General features: G+C 37.3%; 17 protein-coding genes and 2 pseudogenes. 12 read left to right on the forward strand and 7 right to left on the reverse strand.

Annotated elements, in window-relative coordinates; all coding sequences use genetic code 11:
• Positions 1-11: 11 nt before the first annotated feature.
• From G8Y85_RS11305 to G8Y85_RS11320, 5 genes are all read right to left on the reverse strand, one after another.
• Positions 12-1,334, reverse strand: coding sequence for an Nramp family divalent metal transporter (locus tag G8Y85_RS11305; protein ID WP_165805850.1), 1,323 nt, complete (start codon positions 1,332-1,334; stop codon positions 12-14).
• Positions 1,335-1,543: 209 nt separating this feature from the next.
• On the reverse strand, positions 1,544-2,539 hold the full coding sequence (locus tag G8Y85_RS11310; RefSeq protein ID WP_282593889.1) for a glycoside hydrolase family 3 N-terminal domain-containing protein: 996 nt from the start codon (positions 2,537-2,539) through the stop codon (positions 1,544-1,546).
• A 101-nt stretch (positions 2,540-2,640) separates the two neighbouring features.
• Complete coding sequence (locus tag G8Y85_RS12470) at positions 2,641-3,069, reverse strand: glycoside hydrolase family 3 N-terminal domain-containing protein (protein ID WP_342448005.1); 429 nt, start codon at positions 3,067-3,069, stop codon at positions 2,641-2,643.
• 252 nt (positions 3,070-3,321) lie between these two features.
• Positions 3,322-3,780 (reverse strand): DUF3021 domain-containing protein, encoded by a 459-nt coding sequence (locus tag G8Y85_RS11315; protein WP_107371383.1) that lies wholly within the window; start codon positions 3,778-3,780, stop codon positions 3,322-3,324.
• Entirely contained in the window at positions 3,777-4,217 is a 441-nt protein-coding gene (locus tag G8Y85_RS11320; RefSeq protein ID WP_060552026.1) for a LytTR family DNA-binding domain-containing protein, read from the reverse strand. Before G8Y85_RS11320 ends, G8Y85_RS11315 begins: the two co-directional genes overlap by 4 nt.
• Positions 4,218-4,430: 213 nt before the next feature.
• On the opposite strand from G8Y85_RS11320, the gene bioD reads away from it, so the two are divergent.
• From bioD to G8Y85_RS11340, 4 genes are read left to right on the forward strand one after another with little or no spacing between them, the layout of a single operon-like run.
• Positions 4,431-5,123, forward strand: coding sequence for a dethiobiotin synthase (gene bioD, locus G8Y85_RS11325; RefSeq protein ID WP_165805901.1), 693 nt, complete (start codon positions 4,431-4,433; stop codon positions 5,121-5,123).
• Positions 5,098-6,447, forward strand: coding sequence for an adenosylmethionine--8-amino-7-oxononanoate transaminase (gene bioA / locus G8Y85_RS11330; RefSeq protein WP_165805851.1), 1,350 nt, complete (start codon positions 5,098-5,100; stop codon positions 6,445-6,447). Before bioD ends, bioA begins: the two co-directional genes overlap by 26 nt.
• Positions 6,448-6,449: 2 nt before the next feature.
• Positions 6,450-7,562, forward strand: coding sequence for an aminotransferase class I/II-fold pyridoxal phosphate-dependent enzyme (locus G8Y85_RS11335; RefSeq protein WP_060552008.1), 1,113 nt, complete (start codon positions 6,450-6,452; stop codon positions 7,560-7,562).
• Positions 7,555-8,235: a 6-carboxyhexanoate--CoA ligase gene (locus G8Y85_RS11340; protein ID WP_060552007.1), complete on the forward strand. Its 681-nt coding sequence runs from the start codon at positions 7,555-7,557 to the stop codon at positions 8,233-8,235. The genes G8Y85_RS11335 and G8Y85_RS11340 overlap by 8 nt, the downstream gene beginning before the upstream one ends.
• A 35-nt stretch (positions 8,236-8,270) precedes the next feature.
• Here the strand turns inward: G8Y85_RS11340 and G8Y85_RS11345 are convergent, their stop codons facing one another.
• On the reverse strand, positions 8,271-9,863 hold the full coding sequence (locus tag G8Y85_RS11345) for an L-lactate permease (RefSeq protein ID WP_107368963.1): 1,593 nt from the start codon (positions 9,861-9,863) through the stop codon (positions 8,271-8,273).
• Between the two features lie 920 nt (positions 9,864-10,783).
• On the opposite strand from G8Y85_RS11345, the pseudogene G8Y85_RS12545 reads away from it, so the two are divergent.
• Together G8Y85_RS12545 and G8Y85_RS12550 are read left to right on the forward strand one after the other, a co-directional pair.
• Positions 10,784-10,918: pseudogene (locus G8Y85_RS12545) on the forward strand (KxYKxGKxW signal peptide domain-containing protein); the annotation flags it as partial.
• 208 nt (positions 10,919-11,126) lie between these two features.
• Positions 11,127-11,318 (forward strand): hypothetical protein, encoded by a 192-nt coding sequence (locus G8Y85_RS12550; protein WP_341686078.1) that lies wholly within the window; start codon positions 11,127-11,129, stop codon positions 11,316-11,318.
• Positions 11,319-11,400: 82 nt separating this feature from the next.
• Here G8Y85_RS12550 and G8Y85_RS12555 read toward each other — a convergent pair whose 3' ends face one another.
• Positions 11,401-11,586: a hypothetical protein gene (locus G8Y85_RS12555; protein ID WP_198649098.1), complete on the reverse strand. Its 186-nt coding sequence runs from the start codon at positions 11,584-11,586 to the stop codon at positions 11,401-11,403.
• A gap of 2,017 nt (positions 11,587-13,603) precedes the next feature.
• On the opposite strand from G8Y85_RS12555, the pseudogene G8Y85_RS12560 reads away from it, so the two are divergent.
• The 6 genes and pseudogenes from G8Y85_RS12560 to secA2 all read left to right on the forward strand — a co-directional run.
• Positions 13,604-16,318: pseudogene (locus tag G8Y85_RS12560) on the forward strand (LPXTG cell wall anchor domain-containing protein); the annotation flags it as partial.
• A gap of 112 nt (positions 16,319-16,430) precedes the next feature.
• The gene (gene secY2 / locus G8Y85_RS11355) at positions 16,431-17,654 is read left to right on the forward strand and encodes an accessory Sec system protein translocase subunit SecY2 (protein WP_342448002.1); all 1,224 of its coding nucleotides are present in this window, start codon (positions 16,431-16,433) and stop codon (positions 17,652-17,654) included.
• A 10-nt stretch (positions 17,655-17,664) separates the two neighbouring features.
• Positions 17,665-19,221 (forward strand): accessory Sec system protein Asp1, encoded by a 1,557-nt coding sequence (gene asp1, locus G8Y85_RS11360; RefSeq protein ID WP_060552002.1) that lies wholly within the window; start codon positions 17,665-17,667, stop codon positions 19,219-19,221.
• On the forward strand, positions 19,211-20,773 hold the full coding sequence (asp2, locus tag G8Y85_RS11365) for an accessory Sec system protein Asp2 (protein WP_165805852.1): 1,563 nt from the start codon (positions 19,211-19,213) through the stop codon (positions 20,771-20,773). The genes asp1 and asp2 overlap by 11 nt, the downstream gene beginning before the upstream one ends.
• The gene (gene asp3, locus G8Y85_RS11370; protein ID WP_165805853.1) at positions 20,760-21,665 is read left to right on the forward strand and encodes an accessory Sec system protein Asp3; all 906 of its coding nucleotides are present in this window, start codon (positions 20,760-20,762) and stop codon (positions 21,663-21,665) included. The genes asp2 and asp3 overlap by 14 nt, the downstream gene beginning before the upstream one ends.
• Positions 21,655-24,045, forward strand: coding sequence for an accessory Sec system translocase SecA2 (gene secA2 / locus G8Y85_RS11375; RefSeq protein ID WP_165805854.1), 2,391 nt, complete (start codon positions 21,655-21,657; stop codon positions 24,043-24,045). Before asp3 ends, secA2 begins: the two co-directional genes overlap by 11 nt.
• Positions 24,046-24,049: the final 4 nt, after the last annotated feature.

The raw sequence follows: 24,049 nt of genomic DNA on the forward strand, positions 1-24,049 counted from the left end.
TAAATCTATTGTTATACAATCTCCGTGAGGGTACTAATAATTAAATAAATGTTTAATAAGCATAAGATAATCGTTAAAATCCATCCAATGATGTTGACTAATTTTGTATTAACGAAAGGCGCTCCCATGATGCCCTTGTTGTTCGTTGCTACGATGAGTGGGATGATGCTGAGAGGTAAAGCAATGCTTAAAAATACTTGTGTAAATATAAGTAAATCTTCTATACGTTGGGTGTCAGCGCCATAAATCAGCAAGCATACAAAAACTGGTAAAATGGCAACTAACCGTGTAATGACTCTACGTACCCAAGGTTTCATTTTCAAATGGATAAAGCCTTCCATGACAATTTGACCTGACAATGTGCCAGTGATGGTAGCGTTTTGTCCTGCCGCAAGTAAAGCCACCGCAAATAATGTACTTGTCACACCGCCACCAATGGCATTCGCAACATGTGATGTTTTTAAGGCATCATATAATTCATAAAAACGCCCAAGCTCCTGGCTCGTACCATAAAATAATGCTGCACCTAATATTAACAATAAACAATTCACCACAAAGGCCACAGACAATTGAATATTGGAGTCTATTTGTGCAAAATGAATCGCTGCTTTTTTAGAGGCATCATTTTGTCTATCGTATGTTCTTGATTGCACAATAGAGGAGTGCAAATACAAATTGTGTGGCATTATCGTTGCGCCAATAATCCCTAATGACATGTAGAGTATTCCGTTGTTAGTAACAATATCTTGGTGAGGAATAAACCCTTGTAATAATGCTGCGGTACCGGGCTTTGCCATATACACTTCAAATAAGAAAATAATGAAAATCGTAAATATGAGTACGCCGACGATAGCCTCAATTTTTCGGAAACCAAATTTCATAATTAGTAATAATAGGAATACATCCACAATGGTAATCGTAGCGCCTATAATAAGTGGAATATGAAATAATAAATTCATCGCGATTGTACTGCCAATTACTTCAGCGATGTCTGTAGCGATGATGGCGAGTTCCGCGATGATCCATGCGATTATCGCGTATTTTTTCGAAATCATATTCCGGGTAACCTGCGCTAAATCCATGTCGCTCGCAATTCCTAAGCGTGCGCTCATAGATTGTAAAAACATAGCACTTAAGCTAGAAATTAAGATAACAAATAATAAGATATAGCCATAGCTTGCGCCACCACCCATGGAGGTAATCCAATTGCCCGGGTCCATGTAACCGACAGCCACTAACAATCCAGGGCCTATAAATTTAGATAATCTTGAAAAATAAGAACCCTGTTCTTTAAAACTGACTGTATTGTTGATTTCTTCCAGACTTTTACTCATCTTAAGCACCTCCATACAATAATTTTAGGTTAACCTAACAAAGTTATTATACAATAATTCATAAAGGTGTAAAGTTGAAAGTCTTATTGAAATTAGAAAATATATTAAATAGTTGATGGAACAATATAAATAGTGCAAAAAAAGAAACAACCATCCGCCTTCCATTAGATTCAAGGGGATGGTGTTTTGTTTTGTATCATAGTAATTGATTAACGTTTGGCTTCCCATTTTTCAGTCCATACGTTGTCGTTGGCTTGGCCTTTAAAATCACTTACACCAGTAATTTTATCGATGACTGCTTCAAGGTTCGTTTTGTTTGAATGGTAGGCGTTAATATAAGTTTTGACCATCGTGGCATCATGAAGATGCGTTGTAAAGTTAAGTGACACAAAAACAGTTGGCACTTCGTGCACGTACCATGGAATTTCGTTACTCATAGCTGTGGACCATCGAATCCGATAATTATTTTCTGCTGCATAGCCAATGATGTTTGCGAAAACGAGTGCAGCATCCACATGTTGTCGATATTCCAATGTTTTACCTTTAATGCGCGTAGAGCCGTCATTAAGCGTGACGTTAAAGCCACGTCGTTCTAAAATATCAATAATATTTTGGGTTACAGACTGGTCTGCTTTATAAATACCATCTTTTTCACCTTCAATCATGTATAGGCGAATATTTGGATGCGTGTCTGGTTTGATTGGCAATTCGTTCAACGTATTTTTAACTAATGTAATGCCTAAATCAGCAGCTTCTTGTTGCATTTCTAGGTGGGCTGTTGCACCTATGACATCTAATTCAGAAGGTGCGTGTGTAAGTGAGTGTTGCTGTTGCTTTTCTGGAAGGTAGAGTTTTGCTTTTAATCCAAGAATACGGCGTAAGGCATCGTGTAAGCGCGCTTCAGTAATGATGCCCTTACGATAACCGTTAAGCATGAAGTTAAAATCTTTTTCAATATCATTGAAAAATAAAAACATGTCACATCCCGCAGCAATAGAAAGGGGCACGTATTCTTCTCGGCGAATTGAAGCGGTCATGCCTAACATATGGCTTGCGTCTGTAATGACTAGACCATTGAATTTGATGTCGGTTTTTAATAAATCGGTTATTACCTCTTGTGATAATGAAGTTGGTAAAATATCAGCATCTGTTAATTTAGGATTCAACAATTTTGAGTAGGCTGGTTGAGCGATATGGTCTGCCATAATCATTTCAACACCACGTTCAATATGGTTTTCGTATACTTTTCTAAAAGAGTCTGTGCTACAGTTTGTTCATTGACACCTAACACCAAATGTTGAACACGTTATTCTGTGCCATCACCCGGGAAATGTTTCACGCATGTGATCATATCATCATTTTGACGATAACCGTCTATATAGGCATTGGAATAACGTATCACTGTTTCAGCATTGGTACCATAACTTCGTGTGTTCACAATGGTATTACGCCAGATTTCTACAATGTCGACGCAAGGATCAAAGTTCACATTAACGCCTAACGCTTTGGCTTCTTTACCAGAAACAAAGCCCGCATTAAATGCTACTTGTGTTTGTTGTGTAGCTTCACATTTTGCCACAGACGCGATATAGGTACCATCATTACATGCGCCATTCCCACCAGCATCACAGTTTGCGGCAATGAGTAAAGGGATTTTACTATGTGATGATAAATCATTTAAAAGGGTTTGAACTTCATCTTTATTCCCTCCTTTTAAGATTTGGCTCGGCGACACATCACGCGGAAGTGTATGTAGATGGTAAAAATGTCGTCGAACATACAGGAGGATTTTTACCGTTTGAAGCGGATATTAGCACGCAAGCCACCGTTGCCATGAGATACCTGAATTTAATTACAAATAATAAAGGCCTGTGCTTATCAATATAGTATCGTCTTCAAAATACCTGAAAATGTATTTTGAAGGCGATTTTTTAGTTTTAAAATATTAAATAAGTGCTAAAAAAGATAGAGAAGTGAAATGAAATAGTTAGTCCGCTTGATGAGTAATACTTTGATTAATCTCATCTACTATTTTTTGGCTTTGTTTATAGTGATACACCCAAATAACGATATAAATTAAAATGAATATAAATGTAAACGTGAAAAATGCCCCTAATTGGAGTGCGAACCACCCAGCTAATATCGCTAAAGGCACAAAACCAACATAACTCACTACAAAATGTATGACCGTCATACGTGTAATGCTCCAATCCGTTTCTTCAAAAATACGATTCACCTGTCCGAATAAAATACCAATACAACCCCAAATGATGACGGAAATCAACATGGTGATAGTCTCATTAAAATGTGACAAATACCACTCTCCCATCGTTGACTCAGGGGATAATGGAAAATAGTGACCATCACCACTGATAAGGCTAAAAAAGATCGAAATGCTTAAGCCAAATAATACGCCCACTGCAAAGCTATGTTTAATTCTTTTCATAATGTCAATCGCTCCTTTATCGTTTTTAAATAACGTCGAGATGAGTATGTTGTATAGTCATGATGAAGACACATTCTAATTAACCCATTTGGTTCGATCGCTAATTTTTTGAGTTGGTTGATATTAATAATTTCTGATTTAGAAATACGTATAAATTGTGAAGGAAGTGTGTTTTCAAGCGCATAGAGTCTGGATTTAAGGACATATTGCCCATCAGGAGTAATCGCCACGACGGCCTTGTTTTCAGTTTTGATACTCAAAATATTTTTGACTTGAATAAAAGATATGGTGTCATCATGATAGCCAGTGAGTTGTTCAACATGATCAAGGTCTTCAATACACTGCACAACCGTTTTGATTTTGTCGTTCAATTTAGGGGCTTCGATTGTTATTTTGGGTACTTGGAATTTGTCATTAATGATAAGGTTCAATTTCATCGTTTGTGCTCCTTTCACTTTGATTAAACCATATTTTGAATTAAAAAAATTAAAAAGTGACTAAACGGTCGTTTTTTAATACTCACTGGTTAGAAATCGTTTATCATAAGTGTATACGCTAATTGTAAACTTATAATTTAAATAGGTTTACAATTGAGGTATTACGATTTAAGATGTTTAGGTGTACGCATTTTATACATATAGGTGATAATGATGAAAATATTTGTAACTGGTACGAATACAGACATAGGTAAAACGTATGTGATTACCAGATTATGGCAACGTTTAACACAATTAGGTATTTCCACCGTGATTTTTAAACCCTTTCAAACAGAAGAAATTGCAGAAGGTGTTTATCCTGATTTAGAAGCTTATAAAACAGAATGTGGTTTAGATTATCAGACCACAGGACTTTATAAATTTCATGCGCCTGTTTCACCACATTTAGCATTTAAACAAGAGCCTGAACAGCAGTTTGATTTATCAAACGTCACGGCTAAATTGTCAGCTTTAGAAGCACATTATGACGTCATTTTAATTGAAGGTGCGGGCGGCATTGCAGTGCCGATTCACATTGAAAAAGGGTCATATTTTATGACAACGGATTTAATTCGTGAGACAGCTGACGCCGTTTTAAGTGTTGTACCAGCGCAACTTGGGGCAATAAGTGAAACGATTGTGCATCAAGCGTACCTTGAACAACATCAATGTCCACCGAATTTCATTGTAATGAATCGTTATACGGATACTATCATTGAGCGAGATAACTTAGAAACACTTCAAAAATATTTGAATAAGAGGATATTGACCTTTCCTGAACAAGGTTGTGCTGAAGATTTCCCAGGTCATATTTTGAAAATTTTTAGGGAGGCGATTTTAAATGAAACATCAAACGCTTGTAGATAAAAATTTAGAATTTGTGTGGCATCCATTTACTCAAATGGGCGTCTATCGTCAACATGATCCCATCATTATTAAAAAAGGAAAAGGCAGTTATCTTTATGATACGAAAGGGCGTCGTTATCTAGATGGTTATGCATCTTTGTGGGTCAATGTACATGGACATGGTGAGAAGCGTTTAAATAAGGCGGTTGAAAAACAATTATCGTCTATCGCACATTCAACTTTACTTGGTTCGTCTAACATACCTTCCATTTTATTGGCTGAAAAATTAGTGGATATTACACCTACGTCATTACGTAAAGTGTTTTATTCAGATACAGGTAGTGCAGCTGTAGAAATTGCGATTAAAATGGCTTATCAATATTGGAAAAATATTGATCCTGTGAAGTACAAAAAGAAGAATAAATTTATTACGTTCAAAAATGGATATCATGGTGACACTATTGGCGCTGTGAGCGTTGGTGGTATCGATACCTTCCATCATATATTCCATGATTTGATTTTTGAAAATATTCAAGTGGGTTGTCCTTCGTTTTATCACAGTCAATACGAATCAGACCAAGAACTGCGAGAGGCGCTACTCGATCAAATTGAACATTTATTACAAACACGTGGTGATGAAATTGTAGGTGTTGTAATGGAACCATTAATCCAAGGCGCGACAGGGTTATTTGTGCATCCTCAAGGGTTTCTAAAAGGGGTTGAACAATTGTGCCGTCAATACAATGTCTTACTTATTGTAGATGAAGTTGCGACAGGGTTTGGACGTACGGGTGAATGGTTCGCGTGTCATCACGAAGATGTTGAACCCGATATCATGTGTTTAGGAAAAGCGATTACAGGTGGTTATATGCCACTTGCGGCTACACTAACGTCTCAACGTATTTATGATGCGTTTTTAAGTGACCAACATGGTTTAAAAACATTTTTCCATGGTCATACGTATACAGGAAATCAAGTTGTATGTGCATTGGCTTTGGAAAATATTCAATTGATGAAAGAACGTAAATTAATACCACACATTCAAAAAACATCAAAAGTACTCGATCAACATTTGCGTCAATTAGAAGGGCATCCACATGTAGGACATATACGTGGTAGAGGGTTAATGTACGGTGTTGAATTGGTGTCAGATTGTGAAAAGCACGCGCCACTGCCTATACCGACTGTTGAACACATCATTGCAGAATGTAAAAATCGAGGATTGATGATTCGTAATTTAGAAAACGTGATTACGTTCGTGCCTGTATTGAGCATGTCTAAGCGTGAAATTAAAAAAATGACATCCATTTTTAAACAAGTTTTAACGGATGTTTTGGGGTCCTAATCATGATATTTGAATCTTATTTAAATGATTTGCAATCACAAGGACAATATCGTCAATTGAGGGAAGTCGCAACGGCGCATAAACAAAGGATTTCTAGGGATGGGAAGACTTGGGTTAACTTCACCTCAAATGATTACTTAGGTTTAGGGCAACGTCACATTAATGTGATGCAATTACAGGAACGTCTTGACCAGTTTGGGGCGCATCTTGCGAGTTCCAGACTCGTCAGTGGTCATTCCAAATACTACGCTGATTTAGAAGCGCGTATTCGTGATTACTATCAATTTGATGAAGCATTACTAATGACGAGTGGTTACGATGCGAATTTAGCGATATTTCAAATCTTTAAACAAGAAAACGTGGTTGTATTTTCAGATGCTTTGAATCATGCGAGCATTATTGATGGCATTCGGTTGTCTCAAGTTCAAAAAGTGATTTTTCCACATTTAAATTATGATGTTCTAGAACATGAAATGAAACAATATCCGCAACATTATAAAGTGATTGTTACGGATTCTGTTTTTTCAACAAATGGTCATACCGCAAATTTAAATCGTTTAAGACAACTCAAGGAAGCCATCGGGAATACAATGCTTATCATAGATGATTCTCATGGATTTGGTTTAGGTTATGACATCCACTACCAAGACATCGATATTGTATCGACGAGCTTATCTAAAGGTTTAGGTGCACATGGTGGTCTAATATTATGTTCATCGATTGTTAAAGAAATGATTGTGAATACTGCGCGACCTTTCATTTATTCAAACTGTATGCCGACCATGCATTTACATTTGATTGAAAGTCAATTTGATGCATTGCTACAAGCAGATGACGCTCGACGTTTATTGCATGATAACATTGCGTACTTTAACGCATATGCTCATGATAATCAGGGTACATCAACGGCTATTCAAACATTTGCTATTGATGATGTTCATAAAGCGAATGCAATATATTATGAATTAATGGAAGCGGGCATTTGGGTGAGCTTTTTTCGATATCCAACTGTTGCACAACCCACGTTGAGAATGTCACTGTCTTCGTGTCATGAAAAGTCTGATATCCATCATCTAATGTCGGTGTTGCATGATAGGGGTGTTGGCGTTGTATAGTATTAAAATGCGTGCTTCGCAAAATGAAGGTCACATTAGTGGTGCAGAAACGATATGTGAAGCAAGTGATATTGAACGGATGATTGCGACATACTTTCAAAAAGGATTTCAACATGAAAATGGGGAACCTGATTTTTTAAATCTTAAAATTGAAAAAGTAAACTTACCTATCGTTCAAATCAAAGCCTTACCTATCATTGATCATTCACAATTAAAATTATCACAACTCGCAGCATCCTCACATATTTCACAACGCGCCATTGAAGTAGCTTGGCGTTATATTAGAAATGACACATGTTATCGAGGTGCCATTATTTTAGATGCATATTCTGGTGAACGTATAGATGAGTTTGGTGAACGCGGTTGTCGTGCAACACATTTTTGTTTTAAACAGCAAAGAGAAGATAAAATACACAATGAACGTATCAAAGATGCACTCGCGATTGCGACGATTTTCCAATCGAATGAGGGGGTCGTAGGAGAACTTTGTGTCTCTGATGATTTGAATTATACAACGGGTTATTTTGCAAATCATCAAGGATATCATCGTTTATATGACTTGAAATTAAAAGGATCACGAGAAGGCGGACGCGTGCTTTTTGTAAATCAACAATTTCATATCGACGCGTTTACATATTTTTGTCAACAACAACCCAAATGCGTCATATATTAAAAAAAGCTCATGCTGCGATGCATGAGCTTTTCATATTATAAAAAGAAAACTGTAAAGATATATGCGCTGATACCTGCAAGTAAACAGTACAGAAGTGCAGGTCCTAAAGTTTTACGGATAACGCTACCTTCTTTACCAGCCATATTTACTACTGCACAAACTGCAACAACATTGTGTACACAAATCATGTTACCGGCAGCAGCTCCGATGATTTGAGCAGCTAATACAGTTGTAGTATTACCTTCAATTGCAGCTGCAATATTAGCTTGAACCGGTGCGAATGTGAGTGTTGATACAGTTGCACTACCTGTAATAAATGAGCCTAAAGCGCCTAAGAATGGTGCAACGAACAACCACATTTGGCCAAATGTCGCAGCCATACCGTTCGCAATGTACTCAGGCATACTGATTAAGTCTTTCGTGTTAATGCCAGAGTTACTGAACACATGAACCATTGCAAGTGTAGCGATTAATGTAATACCAGTGATACGAATGGTTTTAATAGAATCCGTACACGCTTTTGTAAAGTTTTTAATCGACTTTCTTTGAATTATGACTGCAAATAATGCAGCAACGACTAAAATTGTGCCTGGTGAGTATAATACTTCCCAACTTGATGAAATAGATTCGTATCCTAAAATATTGTTCCACGATAAGTTGAACACAGAAGTTGTAAAGTCTTTAACAGGTTTCACAACACGTGTTAGTAACAATAACGCAACCACAATTAAGTATGGCGACCATGCTGAAAGTAAACTCATAGAGTGCGCGCCCTGTGGTTTTGATTCATATACTTCAGATAAAACATCTTTCCATTCGTTTTTAGGAATCAACCAACCTTTTTTAGCAGTAAATACTGCAACAATAATTGTTGTTAAAGAACCTAAAATAGATACAAATTCAGGACCTGTTAATAATGCATAAACTAATGCAGAAATCACATATGTTGCACCTATTAAGAATGTCCAAGGTAAAATTTCTAAAATGGATTTAAGTTTGTTCTCTTTTCCAAAGAAGACAATCATAGTTACAACAATAATCATTGGAATTAAAATACCACTTAATAAATCTAACATTGTGATGCGAATGGCTGTTTCTGAAAAAAGTGTAGCATCTGCATCTTTTAAAGTACTTAAACCTACAATAACAGGTGTACCTACAGCCCCGAAAGATACAGCAACACTATCAGCGATGAGTGCTGTTGCAACACTTGTTAATGGTTTAAAGCCTAATGCAACCATTAAAGGTGCTGTCACCATAGCTGGCGTTCCGAATCCAGAAGCCCCTTCGATTAATGAGCCGAATAAAAACGCTACGATGATGACTTGGACACGCATATCTCCCGATACATTTTGAAAGCCTGCATTAATTCGCTCAACTGCAGACGTTTCTCGTAATGTATTTAATAAAGTGAGTGCCCCAAAAAGAATTAATATTATAGTTAAAGTTTTATGTATCCCCTGTAAAAATGATGCAGCAATAACGCCACCTTCTATGCCCCATGCAACCATTCCTAGAATAGTTACTACAACCGCACTAATGGTCATCCCAACTAATGCTGACATTCGTAATAGAACTAAACAAATAAATGGAACAATAACTGCACTTAATGCAACGAGCATTAACATGGTTTCCACCTCAAATTCCCATAATTTATATTTTTATAATGGACATCTGATGACCAGATGACATTGATATGCAAATTGTAAGCGTTTTTCTAAATTTATTCAACCTTAGGTGAAAGGATTTTGTAATTAAATGAAACGAATTCATAAAAAATACTTATTTTAAACAAAATAGGGAGTTTTCAAACCAAAAAGTAGGGTGATTTTTGAGAGCGTATCTGGAATTGCACAAATGGCAATAGCGACATAGCAGGTTGAAATGATATGACAAATCTCAGTCAACTAGCACACTGCTATGTTAACTAAAATATGTATATAAGCATAATTTCGTTTTTTATACGAATCAAATTTTAACTTCTTTTCTAGGTCAAACTTTAAAAATATAAATTATTATAATAAAAAACTTTTGGTGGTTTCGTATGAAATGAACGTATATGGCATTCACTCTTATGGGTTTATCAAATCCCTCTATTTATAGACACATTAATAAGTAAAAGGCATAGATTGGGCAAAGTCACAAACAACATAATTTTTAATATTAGTTACTGAACATGGAAAAATAAATAAATTAAGAAAAGCGATTTTGCATTTCTAGAAAGTAAATCAAATAAGAAGGACTGGAATGTTAACGGAAAACCTTGGAACCATTGTTATTGTAGCTTTTTATGTCACATTTAAAGTGTGTAGAAAATAAAAGTGTTTAATTTTAAGTGGTTGAAAATTAAGTTTCTAAACTTATTCTGATTTTATCTGAAAATAAAACTCTACAGATAAACATATATAATTAAATTTAGACTTGCACAATAGAAATAAGGGGTTTATTATATTAAGGTATATTCAATGTTTTGAAGTAATGGGAGAATTTTTCGGAAAGATATAGAAGGTTAAAAGTTTTTCCCGAATAATTTAACGGGAGTTTTGCAATGACAAGGAAATTTAAGGAATTCAAAAGAAGTTTTGGTCAAGAAAAAGCAAGAGTGAAATTGTACAAATCTGGTAAAAACTGGGTTAAAGCAGGAATTAAGGAAATTCAATTACTTCGTTTAATGGGTTTACCATTTTTAACTGAAAAAGTTGAAAAGGATGTAGAAGGTCCTCAAACTATCGGTGGATTTATTAAACGAAATGCTCTGAAAACAACTGCCTTAACAGGTGGTATGTTTACCGTTAATATGTTGCATGATCAAAATGCTTTCGCTGCTTCTGAAGCACCTGTCACATCAGAATTGACTACACAAAGTCAAACTGTTGGTGATCAAACTTCTGTTGTCATCGAACAATCGCAATCGTCGACTGATAGTCAAAGCGCAACATCAACAACTAGCGAAACGGCGACGTCAACAGCAAGTGAAAGTAACACATCAGAAAACAGTCAAAGTACATCTGCAGATAGTCAGAGCACATCTACAAAAGAAAGTACGAGCACAAACGACAAGTCTACTACGAGTGAAAGTGTAGCTTCAGAAAGTACTTTAAAAAGTGATAGTAAGCGTGAAGTAACATCTCAAGAAGCGACGTCAACAAGTCAATCAACGACTAGTCAAACATCAACGTCTGAAAATGCAGCTTCTACTTCTTTATCTACTTTAAATAGTACAAGTACGAATACAAATACTTCATTACGCTCAGTAAGTTTAAGAGCAGCGACGACTTCTTTTGCGACAGTAGCTGCAACAGCTCCAGTAACACAAACATATACAGGTACAGGAACTGATAGAGTATACAACCGACCTATTTATTATAAGTTGATTGTAACAAGTGATGGATCAAATATGAAATTTACATACTATGTTTCATATGACAATCCAAACACAGCTACTATTGAAGCGCCAACAAATTTACCACTTTCATCTAATATTAAATCGACTAATGATAGTTTACATTCAATGCTCGTTTTAGGTAATGGTTATGGTCAACCTTCGTCTGTCACAACAACGCTTACTGAACCGGGTTATACAACTACTCGTGAAAGTGCCGTTAATGCAGTAACTACACCAATCCAATCTATTGGTAATGAGTACTGGTGGCAAGGCCAACCAACAATGAATGGTTTCTACGGTAAAGATGGTGACGCTTTAATGTCAACATTTACTGTACCAATTACAAATCCATCAGGTGACTTAACATGGACATTTAAGCCATATGCGAGTCAAACAGGATCGACACAACCTAACTACTTTAATACGACAGTTACAGGTACAGATCCGGTAACAAGTACATCGATTAGTAATTCTACAAGTGCATCCCAAAGTGCATCAACGAGTCAATCAATAAGTGCATCCCAAAGTGCATCGATTAGCGCATCTCAAAGCGCATCAACGAGTCAATCAATAAGTGCATCCCAAAGTGCATCGATTAGCGCATCTCAAAGCGCATCAACGAGTCAATCAATAAGTGCATCCCAAAGTGCATCGATTAGCGCATCCCAAAGCACATCAACGAGCCAATCGTTAAGTGAGTCAACAAGTGCATCAGTTAGCGCATCCCAAAGTACATCAACAAGTCAATCATTAAGTGAGTCAACAAGTGCATCGGTTAGCGCATCCCAAAGTGCATCAACGAGCCAATCGTTAAGTGAGTCAACAAGTGCATCGGTTAGCGCATCACAAAGCGCATCAACGAGTCAATCATTAAGTGAGTCAACAAGCACATCAGTTTCACAATCAGTGAGCGCGTCAGAGTCGACAAGTACATCAGTATCACAATCGGTGAGCACATCAACATCAGTAAGCGCATCAGCATCAACAAGCACATCAGTGTCTGAAAGTACATCAACTTCGTTAAGTGAATCAGAATCGACAAGTACGTCAGTATCACAATCAGAAAGTGCTTCAACATCAGTGAGTGCGTCAGAATCGACAAGCAGGTCAGTATCAGAGTCAGAAAGCACATCGACATCAGTAAGTGAATCTGAGTCAACGAGCACATCAGTATCAGAATCAGAAAGCACGTCAACATCAGTAAGTGCATCTGAATCAACGAGTACATCAATCTCTGAGTCAGAAAGCACATCAACATCGGTGAGCGAGTCAGAATCAACAAGCACGTCAGTATCAGCATCAGAAAGCACATCGACTTCAGTGAGTGAGTCTGAGTCGACAAGTACGTCAATTTCAGAATCAGAAAGTGCTTCAACTTCTGTAAGTGAGTCTGAGTCAACAAGCACGTCAGTATCAGCATCAGAAAGCACATCGACATCAGTGAGCGAATCTGAGTCAACAAGTACATCAGTGTCAGAATCAGAGAGCACATCAACATCAGTAAGCGAATCAGAGTCAGTGAGTACATCGACTTCAGTAAGTGAATCAGAATCGACAAGCACTTCAATTTCAGAATCAGAAAGCACGTCAACTTCTGTAAGCGAATCTGAATCAACAAGTACGTCAGCGTCAGAATCAGAGAGCACTTCTACTTCTGTAAGTGAATCAGAATCGACAAGTACGTCAGTGTCAGAGTCAGAAAGTGCTTCTACTTCTGTAAGTGCGTCAGAATCGACAAGTACGTCAGTGTCAGAATCAGAAAGCACATCAACTTCAGTAAGTGAGTCTGAGTCAACAAGTACATCAGTGTCAGAATCAGAAAGTACTTCAACTTCGATCAGTGAGTCAGAATCAGTAAGTACGTCGACATCAGTGAGCGAATCAGAATCAGTAAGTACGTCAACATCAGTAAGCGAGTCTGAATCAGCAAGTACTTCAACGTCAGTGAGCGCGTCAGAATCGACAAGTACGTCAGTGTCAGAAAGCACATCGACATCATTGAGTGCGTCAGAATCAACAAGTACTTCTGTATCAGAATCAGAGAGCACGTCAACATCAGTAAGTGAATCTGAATCAACAAGTACATCAATCTCTGAATCAGAGAGCACGTCAACATCGTTGAGCGAGTCTGAATCAACAAGTACATCAGTTTCAGAATCAGAAAGCACATCAACATCGTTGAGTGAATCAGAATCAACAAGCACGTCAGTATCAGAGTCAGAAAGCACATCAACATCAGTGAGTGAATCAGAATCAACAAGTACATCAGTATCAGAATCAGAAAGTACGTCGACATCAGTAAGTGAATCAGAGTCAACAAGTACATCAGTTTCAGAGTCAGAAAGCACGTCAACTTCGTTGAGTGAATCTGAGTCAACGAGCACATCAGTTTCTGAAAGCACGTCAACATCAGTAAGTGAATCTGAATCAACAAGTACTTCAATTTCAGAATCTGAGAGCACATCAGTTTCTGAAAGCACGTCAACATCAGTAAGTGAATCTGAATCAACAAGTACTTCAATTTCAGAATCTGAGAGCACATCAACATCAGTAAGTGCGTCAGAATCAGAAAGCACGTCAGTGTCTGAGTCAGAAAGTACGTCAACTTCAGTAAGTGCATCTGAGAGCACATCGACATCAGTATCAGAATCAGAAAGCACGTCGACATCAGTAAGCGAGTCTGAGTCAACAAGCACGTCGACATCAGTGAGCGAATCAGAATCAGTAAGTACGTCGACTTCAGTGTCTGAATCAGAATCAGCGAGCACATCGACTTCAGTGAGTGAGTCAGAGTCAGTAAGCACATCGACATCAGTGAGCGAGTCTGAATCAGCAAGCACATCGACTTCAGTGTCTGAGTCAGAATCAGTAAGTACATCGACATCAGTGAGTGAATCAGAGTCAACAAGTACTTCAACATCTGTGTCTGAATCAGAATCAGCAAGCACATCAACATCAGTGAGCGAATCAGAATCAGTAAGTGAGTCTGAGTCAACAAGTACGTCAGTATCAGAATCAGAAAGCACATCAACATCAGTGAGTGAGTCAGAGTCAGTAAGCACATCGACATCAGAAAGTACTTCAACTTCAGTAAGTGAATCAGAAAGCACGTCAACTTCGTTGAGTGAATCAGAATCAACAAGTACGTCAGTATCAGAGTCAGAAAGTGCTTCAACTTCAGTAAGTGAATCTGAGTCAACAAGTACGTCAGTATCACAATCAGAAAGTACATCAACATCAGTGAGTGCTTCAGAATCAACAAGTACGTCAGTATCAGAGTCAGAAAGTGCTTCAACATCAGTGAGTGAGTCAGAATCGACAAGTACGTCAATTTCAGAATCAGAAAGTGCTTCAACTTCAGTAAGTGAATCTGAGTCAACAAGTACGTCAGTATCACAATCAGAAAGTACATCAACATCAGTGAGTGCTTCAGAATCGACAAGTACTTCAATGTCTGAGTCAGAAAGTACATCAACGTCATTGAGCGCGTCAGAGTCAACAAGCACGTCTGTATCAGAGTCAGAAAGCACATCAACATCAGTAAGTGAATCTGAGTCAGTATCAGAGTCAGAAAGCACATCAACATCAGTGAGTGCATCTGAGTCAACGAGCACGTCTGTATCAGAATCAGAAAGTGCTTCAACTTCGGTAAGTGAATCAGAATCAACAAGTACTTCAACATCAGTGAGCGAGTCAGAGTCAACAAGCACATCGACTTCAGTGAGTGAGTCTGAATCAGCAAGTACATCGACTTCAGTAAGCGAGTCAGAGTCAGTAAGTACATCGACATCAGTAAGCGAGTCAGAGTCAGTGAGCACATCGACATCAGTGAGCGAGTCAGAAAGCACATCAACATCATTGAGTGCATCAGAATCAACAAGTACGTCAATCTCTGAATCAGAAAGTACGTCGACATCAGTAAGTGCATCTGAATCGACAAGCACGTCAGTGTCTGAATCAGAGAGTACATCAACATCGTTGAGCGAATCTGAATCAACAAGTACGTCAGTGTCAGAGTCAGAAAGTACGTCGACATCATTGAGTGCATCTGAGTCAACAAGTACTTCTGTATCAGAATCAGAAAGTACGTCAACATCGGTGAGCGAGTCTGAATCAACAAGCACATCAATCTCTGAGTCAGAAAGCACGTCAACATCATTGAGTGAATCAGAGTCAACAAGCACATCAGTGTCTGAAAGTACATCAACGTCAGTAAGTGAGTCTGAATCAGTAAGTACTTCAGTAAGTGCGTCAGAATCAACAAGTACGTCAGTATCAGAGTCAGAAAGCACATCAACGTCAGTAAGTGCGTCAGAATCAACAAGTACGTCAGTGTCTGAATCATTAAGTACATCACTAAGTACTTCAGAATCAATCTCAACAAGTGTAAGTACGTCAGCATCAACAAGTCTGTCAAACTCTATGAGTGATTCATTAGTAACTTCTGAGTCGACAAGTATGTCACTCACAACATCAGAATCTCAAACGCCACAATTAGATAGTACTGCTATCAACAATGATGTTAATAAAGTGACTTCTAACGACAACAAAGTGACTAAGACAGATGCTTTACCTGATACAGGTCAAGCAACTCAAAATGGTGGATTAATTGGAGCAGTTGCTGCAATGCTTGCAGGATTAGGCTTACTCAAAAGATCAAAAAAAGATCAAAAGAAAGTAAGAAAATCTAATAAATAATAAGTAAACAACATGGGTTAAAGAGGCTAGGCACAAGTTCAATGGATATGATTCATTGCCAAAGACAAGTGCTTCTAGCCTCTTTGGCAACATGTTATAAAAGAGGGTTAATGTGAAGAATAATTTGTTTTTTCGTATTTTAGGTCAATACGAATATAAGATTTTACATAAACGTATTATATATACATTGTTCATTTTATTGATATACATATTTGGAAGTCATGTTTCCTTAGTCAGTCAAGACCATATCAATGCTCAACAAGGTTCATTTTATAGGTTGGCTGTCTCAAATATGGGTGGGGACATTCATACACTCCATATCTTTTCTCTTGGTCTCGGACCTTGGTTAACAGCTATGATCTTTCTAATGTTATTACGTTATCGCAATATAGAGAAATCTATGCGCCAAACGCGTAAAGAAAAGCATTATCAAGAAAAATTGTTAACGTTAGCTTTATGCGTGATTCAAGGGTATTTTGTGATTCATCAGTCTGTGATTAAAGATCATATCAAAGATGTTAATTTATTGCTTTTATTATTAGTGATTGTGACAGGTGCGATGATGCTTGTTTGGTTAGCGGATCAAAATGTTAGGTACGGTATTGCGGGGCCTATGCCAATTGTACTTCTAAGTATCGTACGTTCTATTTTTAATCAAAGGCTGCCTGAACTTCATGTCCATCATGTCATTTTAATTACTATTGTCACATTAATCGTTATTGCTTTAATTATTTTACTTTTGATTGAATTGGTTGAATATCGTTTAGCGTATCAAGATATTATGCATGTTACGCAAACACGTACTAAGTCTTACCTTGCTTGGAAACTTAATCCAGCTGGGAGTATTTCCATCATGATTAGCTTATCGGTATTCATTCTTTTAAACAGTCTCATTAATCTTATAGTTGCATCAATTACAGGTAAATCCTCAGATGTGCGTTTTTTAAGTTTTGATAATGTGGAAGGCATTACGATTTATATCTTCATGCAAATTATTCTAGGGTATTTATTGTCACGGTTACTCATTAATACGAAACAAAAGGCAAAAGATTTTCTTAAAAATGGTAACTACTTTGAAGGTGTATATCCTGGAGTGGATACAGATGTTTTCCTCGATCATAAAGCACGTATTGTATGTTGGATGGGTTCTATCATTGTTGGCATTATTATAGGCATTCCATTGTATTGCACGTTATTTGTCCCTCAACTTTCACAACAAATTTACTTTGCGATTCAATTAATAATTCTTGTGTACATCAGTATCAATATTGCTGAAACCATTCGAACATATTTGTATTTTGATAAATATCAACAATTTTTGACTAAATATTGGTAAGGAGAGTTTTATGAAACGTTTTATACCGGCTTGGTATAGCCAAAATCAATGGTGGGAGAGTCAGGCACATCCTTTTTATCGTAAACGTGCGATTACAGAATTTGACGATATGATTAGTTTAATGTCGATGCATTATAAAAATAACGTTCAATTTGAAATCATTGTTTTAAATTATAATCCGGGTCTACGTACATTTTTACATCGCCATGATTTATTCGAAGCGTCTTATTGGTCTGTATTTGATGAGATTCAAGGTTTTAATCATCAAACACCACAATCTGTAGATTATCGTGAACTCAAATGGCCAACCGGTACGGAATTTATTTACACACCTTATCTTATTCAGGCAATCATGAATGAACATTGCTATTCAAATATATATTTTAGTCAAGATGGGTATTTGATTTGGATTGAAGATTATGAAGACAAAGTATTGTGTCGGCGTTATGTGTTTGATGATCGTGGTAATTTATCTAGCATGATTTATTACGATTGCGAAGGTAAACCGGATTTTATCCGATATATGACGTGCGATGGTGACTGGATCTTAGAGGAAAATGTTAAAAATGGCACGGTTGATGTTCATAAGAAATACTATCATCGTTTTAAATATCATCAATATTCATCAATGGTTACAGTGATTCAAGAATATCTACATGATTATTGCGCAACGTCTACTGAGCAAGACGATATTATTTTTGTTGCCTCGGATGTCCGACATAATACCCTCATCGCACAAAGTTTTAATCACCATCGTTTATGTTATTCCGTTTTTAAGCAGCGTAATCAAGATCTAAATGAAAAGGCATTAGCTTCTATGACAATAGGACAAAATTGGCTTGTAGATACGCTTGAAAATGAGCAAAAACTGAACGCATATAAAACAAAGCAACGCTTGTCGAATCGTCTAATGCGCATTACGCCTTTTGATGCACAGACGATGTCCAATATTAGTAGTCAATTACATGAGACATATATCGGATTATGGATTGACGGGTTAAGTGAAGCCAAATTAAAGGCATTGATGTCGCAATGCGTTCAATATATGAAAGATCACGAATCGATGCGTATCGTATTAATGTCAAAAATGGAGCGTCATCACATTTCGCAATGGCTATTGAATGAAATCAATGTCATTAATGACCAATTTAATGGTAAGTCAGATGTTTCAGAGGAGATTGCTGAATTGATGAAAGAGGATGAAACCATTGATTATGTTGAACTCAAAATCGTTCCTTTTGAAATTGATATTGTAGAAGCTATTTCTACACTGCGTATCATGGTCGATTTATCAGAGGAACCGGATTTATTTTTACAAATATGTTGTTTAGGTGCAGGACTTCCTCAAATCAATCAAAGGCAAACCGATTATGTACAACATGGTGCGAATGGCCTTGTCATTACTACGGACGAATCATTGATTGGCGCATTAGATTACTTTTTGGCGCATCTAAAACATTGGAATTATTCATATGCGTATGCGCAAAAACTTTCTAAAACCTATGCATCTGAAAAAATTATAGAACAATTAGACCAATTGATTGAAGGTGAGTATAGTGGCGCGTAAGTTCAGAGTTTTACAAATTGGTGGGAACGATTACGGTCCACATTTCACAGATAGTAAATATACAGATTGGGATTACTTGAACCCTGATGTTTTTGAAAATTTTAGTGATTATATACATGCCGTGAAGACAACAATAGAGGTTCACGGAAAGTTTGATTTTATTTTTGTTCAAACACCTTTTTCGGAAGGTTTAATGGAAACGCTCGAAATGGTCAGTCAACCGTATTCGACTTATGTAGATCAACAGTATTGGAATGATAATTTTGAGCATCATGATTTAGTTCAACATCGCATGATACGTCCACTTAATTATGATTCGCCGAATGATTTATATGAAATTTTAAAATCTGTAACATTTCCAGGGCAATATGGGGATAAAGTTTCTCCAAAATATTGTGTCGTGAATCCGGCGTTTAAAGGAGAGGCACTTTACTTAGGGAATAAGGCTTTGGCACTTTCAGGTGATTTCGGCAATGATATGACACCTATTTTATCTTGGCAGAAACATTTGTTTTATGACGAAGGTAAAGTCATTCAAATATGGCCAGAATTTACTGTGACAGGAAATGTAGAAGTAGAATTTAAATTCCGCTTGATTACGAAAGGGACGTCAGATACTGTCGTTGAGGAATTCGTTCGCCAACATCATGAATTACATGTACCTCTAGAAATTCCAAGGCGTACACATGATGCCTATATCATTATAAGTGCACGTGCTAAAGGTCAAGGTACGTTTCATATGGGGGCTGTTCATAAACGATGGTCGCGATTAGACATGGGGCAATTTATATTAGGCGGTAAACGTTTTACGGATAACAATCATGATGAATTTATTTACTACTTCAACCCTGGAGATATGAAACCGCCACTTAATGTATATTTTAGTGGATACCGTCCGGCAGAAGGCTTTGAAGGTTATTTTATGATGAATCGATTTAAAGCGCCTTTCATCTTAATTGGAGACCCACGTATTGAAGGGGGCGCATTCTATCTAGGTTCGGATACGTATGAGCAGGCGATTAAAAATGTGATACAAGAAGGGCTTGATCATCTTGGGTTCAAGCAAAATGAATTAATATTATCGGGATTATCAATGGGTTCTTTTGGTGCTTTGTATTACGGCGCGCAATTAAATCCTGCAGGAATCGTCGTAGGGAAACCGTTAATCAATGTCGGAACTGTAGCACATAATATGCCGTTACAGCGTCCAGAAGATTTCGGGACAGCGCTAGATGTCCTTTTAAAGAACGAAGGTGGATTAGAACCATCTGATATTGACCATCTTAACCATAAATTTTGGGATAAAATTGAAACCGCAGATTTTTCTAAAACAACGTTTGCGATTGCGTATATGGAACAAGATGATTACGACATGCATGCGTTTGAGATGTTGTTGCCAGTAATGACAAGACAACATGCGCGTGTCATGAGTCGTGGCGTGCCAGGTAGACATAATGATGATTCGCCTACAATTACAAGTTGGTTCGTTAATTTTTACAATATTATTTTGGAAAGTCGATTTGGGAGAGTGACGTCACGTGCAAAATCATAATTACACCATTCGGTGGACGCAAATCATTCCTAATACATTTATGTATGGCTCACGTCTTCATTTCAACCATCATGAGACAATATTCAAAAATCGTCTGATGCCATCTGGAATTGTCATTCACGAGTGGAAAATGATGACGAACTACGCTGAAGAAAAAACGATACCGACATTACCGATTTTAAAAAGAGGTGCAACCTATCATTTTTCTTTTGATTATGATGTGGAGCCAAGTACGGGTATTTATTTTAAAATCATTTTTAAACGTCGTAACGGTACGATTTTCGATACGCGTATCATTCAACAACGCGAGGTAGCTATGACCTATCCAAATGAAGCTTTTTCATATGAACTTCAAATGATTAATGCTGCTGCGACGTCAGTATGTTTTCGAAGTATTAAAATCCAACATCAGGATGAGAATACGGATTCAAAAGTGCTTCGCATATCGGACATCATCAATGAAAATCCATCGTTGCCTGTATTGAATATTCTATTTGCGGAAACACAGCCTTTATCATCCGATGCGTTACGTGAATTTGAAAATGTCATCAAAGTTGAACATTGGCAACACTATGATATTGAAACTTTGCGCGACAAATTGATGCACCTTAAAAATAAAGGGACGTTACACTTTATTGGATATCATGAACAATCAAGCGCCATCGCCTATCGCATGGCCACAATGTTAAATGGGACTGCTTTTGTCACACATCATTTGAATACCGTGGGTGATGTTGAACGAGACCAAGCGGCACCTATAATATGTTATACACACGAGGAACATGATTTACATGCGCATCCAGTTATTGTGCAAGAGATGCTGAACCCGAGTCGGTACTTAAACCATATCGATTTAGATGTATTTAATGGAGGGCGTCAAAATGGATACTAAAATTTCACAACTCATTAACAATATGCGACTTAGACGCCTTCATAAAATATTAAAAAAGGTTAATCAGTATCGCGAGACGTTTTCAAAATTGCCTGATGCGGCATTACAAGCAAAAACACAAGAATTCAAACAGGCCATTGACGAAGGTGTATCTTTAACGGAGTTATTACCTGAAGCATACGCGGTGTTACGTGAGGCAAGTCAACGTGTATTGGGCATGTTTCCTAAAGATGTTCAAGTGCTTGGCGGTATTGTGCTTCATGAAGGTAATATTGCGGAAATGCAGACCGGTGAAGGAAAAACACTTACCGCAACATTGCCGTTATATTTAAATGCGTTAACTGGTAAAGGGGCTTATCTCATTACGACAAATGATTACTTAGCGCGTCGTGATTATGAAGAAATGAAACCATTATTTGAATGGTTAGGTCTTACGATTGCGTTAGGTTTTGTGGACATTCCTGATTATGAGTATGCCCCGGGTGAAAAACAACGTATTTATAGTCATGACATTATTTATACAACCAATGGACGGCTCGGGTTTGATTATTTAATTGACAACTTAGCTGATAGTAAAGAAGGAAAATTCTTGCCCGACTTAAACTTTGGCATTATTGATGAAGCTGATTCAATTATATTAGATTCCGCACAAACACCACTCGTGATTTCAGGGGCACCACGTGTGCAATCTAATTTATTTCATATTGTTAAAGCGTTTGTAGAGACGTTACGTGAAGATGAACACTTTGAAATGAAAAAAACTAAAAAAGAAATATGGTTAACGAATGCAGGGATTTCAGCAGCGAATGCATACTTTGGTGTGACAAATATTTTTGATCAACCTTATTTTGATCTCGTGCGAAATATTAATTTAGCGTTACGTGCGCGTCACTTGTTTGAATCTAACTTAGATTATTTTGTTTATGATGGTGAAGTGGTACTCATAGATCGTATTACGGGACGGATGTTGCCAGGGACAAAGTTACAAGCAGGCCTTCATCAAGCAATTGAGTCAAAGGAAAATGTGGAATTATCACGTGACATGAGTGTAATGGCAACCATTACATTTCAAAACTTATTTCGTCAATTTGATGCATTTTCTGGCATGTCAGCGACGAGTAAGTTAGGCGAAAAAGAATTTTTCGATTTATATTCGAAAATCGTTGTTCAAATTCCTACAGATAAACCAATTGAACGTATAGACTATGAAGATCGTGTTTTCAAAAATGCGGACGATAAAAATGCGGCAATATTAGCGCGCATTCAAACGCTACATCAAAAAAAGCGTCCTGTGCTACTGATCACGCGAACTGCAGAAGTAGCGGAATATTTTTCTATGGCGCTCTTCGAATTAAATATTCCAAATAACTTATTAATTGCTCAAAACGTAGCGAAAGAAGCACAAATGATTTCCGAAGCAGGTCAACTCGGTGCCGTGACAGTTGCGACAAGTATGGCTGGGCGCGGAACAGACATAAAATTAGAAGAAGGTGTCAAAGAACTTGGTGGCCTTGCCGTAATCATTAGTGAACATATGGAAAATAGTCGTGTAGACCGTCAATTACGTGGTCGTTCGGGACGTCAAGGTGATCCTGGTACGTCACAAATTTATATTTCCTTAGAAGACTACCTCGTTGAACGCTGGGGTAAAGGGAATATGGTCAACAATGAGAAGCTGAATCAAGTGGATGGCGCTACGTTAGAAAAAAGTCGCCTATTTCAAAAACGTGTTCAAAAGATTGTAGCACGAGCACAACGTGTATCAGAGGAACACGGTGTGGTTCAACGTGAAATGGCGAATGAATATGAAAAAAGTATAAGTATTCAACGTGAACTCATTTATAAAGAGCGTGACCGTGTCCTTGAATTATGGGATATGGGGGCGCTAGATTTATCAAAAGTAGCAAAAGATGTGTTTCAACAAGCGTATCGTCAACGTCAATTACATTCTAAAAAAAGCATTACTGATTATATTTATAAAAACATCAGTTTTCAATTTGCAGAAGATTTAACGGGACTTGCGTTGCATCAAGAACAAGCAGTGGTTGCCTTTTTAGTGGAACGTTTTGAACTGACGCTTCGTGCACAAAAAAATGTTTTAAATGATGATTATTTTTATACTCGCTTCGTACAAAAAGCTATTTTAAAAGCAATAGATAGCAATTGGATTCAACAAGTGGATCATTTACAACAATTGAAGAGTAGTGTTCAAAACCGTCAAAACGGGCAACGTAACGCGATTTTTGAATATCATAGAGTAGCATTAGAATCCTTTGAAGCGATGAGTACAGATATTAAAAAACATATTATTCAAAACCTTTGTCAAAGTGTAACAACTTTTGATAAAGAAGGAAAACTTGTCGTACATTTTCCAAATTAAAGAG

Origin of the sequence: Staphylococcus sp. 11007852 (assembly GCF_011394325.1) — a bacterium.
GTDB classification, from domain to species: Bacteria; Bacillota; Bacilli; order Staphylococcales; family Staphylococcaceae; genus Staphylococcus; species Staphylococcus agnetis.

Bases quoted from the DNA above. Each gene is read 5' to 3' on its own strand.
- G8Y85_RS11320 (WP_060552026.1), bottom strand. From the start codon at position 4,217: ATGAAATTGAACCTTATCATTAATGACAAATTCCAAGTACCCAAAATA.
- bioA (WP_165805851.1), top strand. From the start codon at position 5,098: ATGAAACATCAAACGCTTGTAGATAAAAATTTAGAATTTGTGTGGCAT.
- G8Y85_RS11310 (WP_282593889.1), bottom strand. From the start codon at position 2,539: ATGGCAGACCATATCGCTCAACCAGCCTACTCAAAATTGTTGAATCCT.
- bioD (WP_165805901.1), top strand. From the start codon at position 4,431: ATGAAAATATTTGTAACTGGTACGAATACAGACATAGGTAAAACGTAT.
- G8Y85_RS11305 (WP_165805850.1), bottom strand. From the start codon at position 1,334: ATGAGTAAAAGTCTGGAAGAAATCAACAATACAGTCAGTTTTAAAGAA.
- asp1 (WP_060552002.1), top strand. From the start codon at position 17,665: ATGAAACGTTTTATACCGGCTTGGTATAGCCAAAATCAATGGTGGGAG.
- G8Y85_RS11315 (WP_107371383.1), bottom strand. From the start codon at position 3,780: ATGAAAAGAATTAAACATAGCTTTGCAGTGGGCGTATTATTTGGCTTA.
- secA2 (WP_165805854.1), top strand. From the start codon at position 21,655: ATGGATACTAAAATTTCACAACTCATTAACAATATGCGACTTAGACGC.
- G8Y85_RS11345 (WP_107368963.1), bottom strand. From the start codon at position 9,863: ATGTTAATGCTCGTTGCATTAAGTGCAGTTATTGTTCCATTTATTTGT.
- G8Y85_RS11335 (WP_060552008.1), top strand. From the start codon at position 6,450: ATGATATTTGAATCTTATTTAAATGATTTGCAATCACAAGGACAATAT.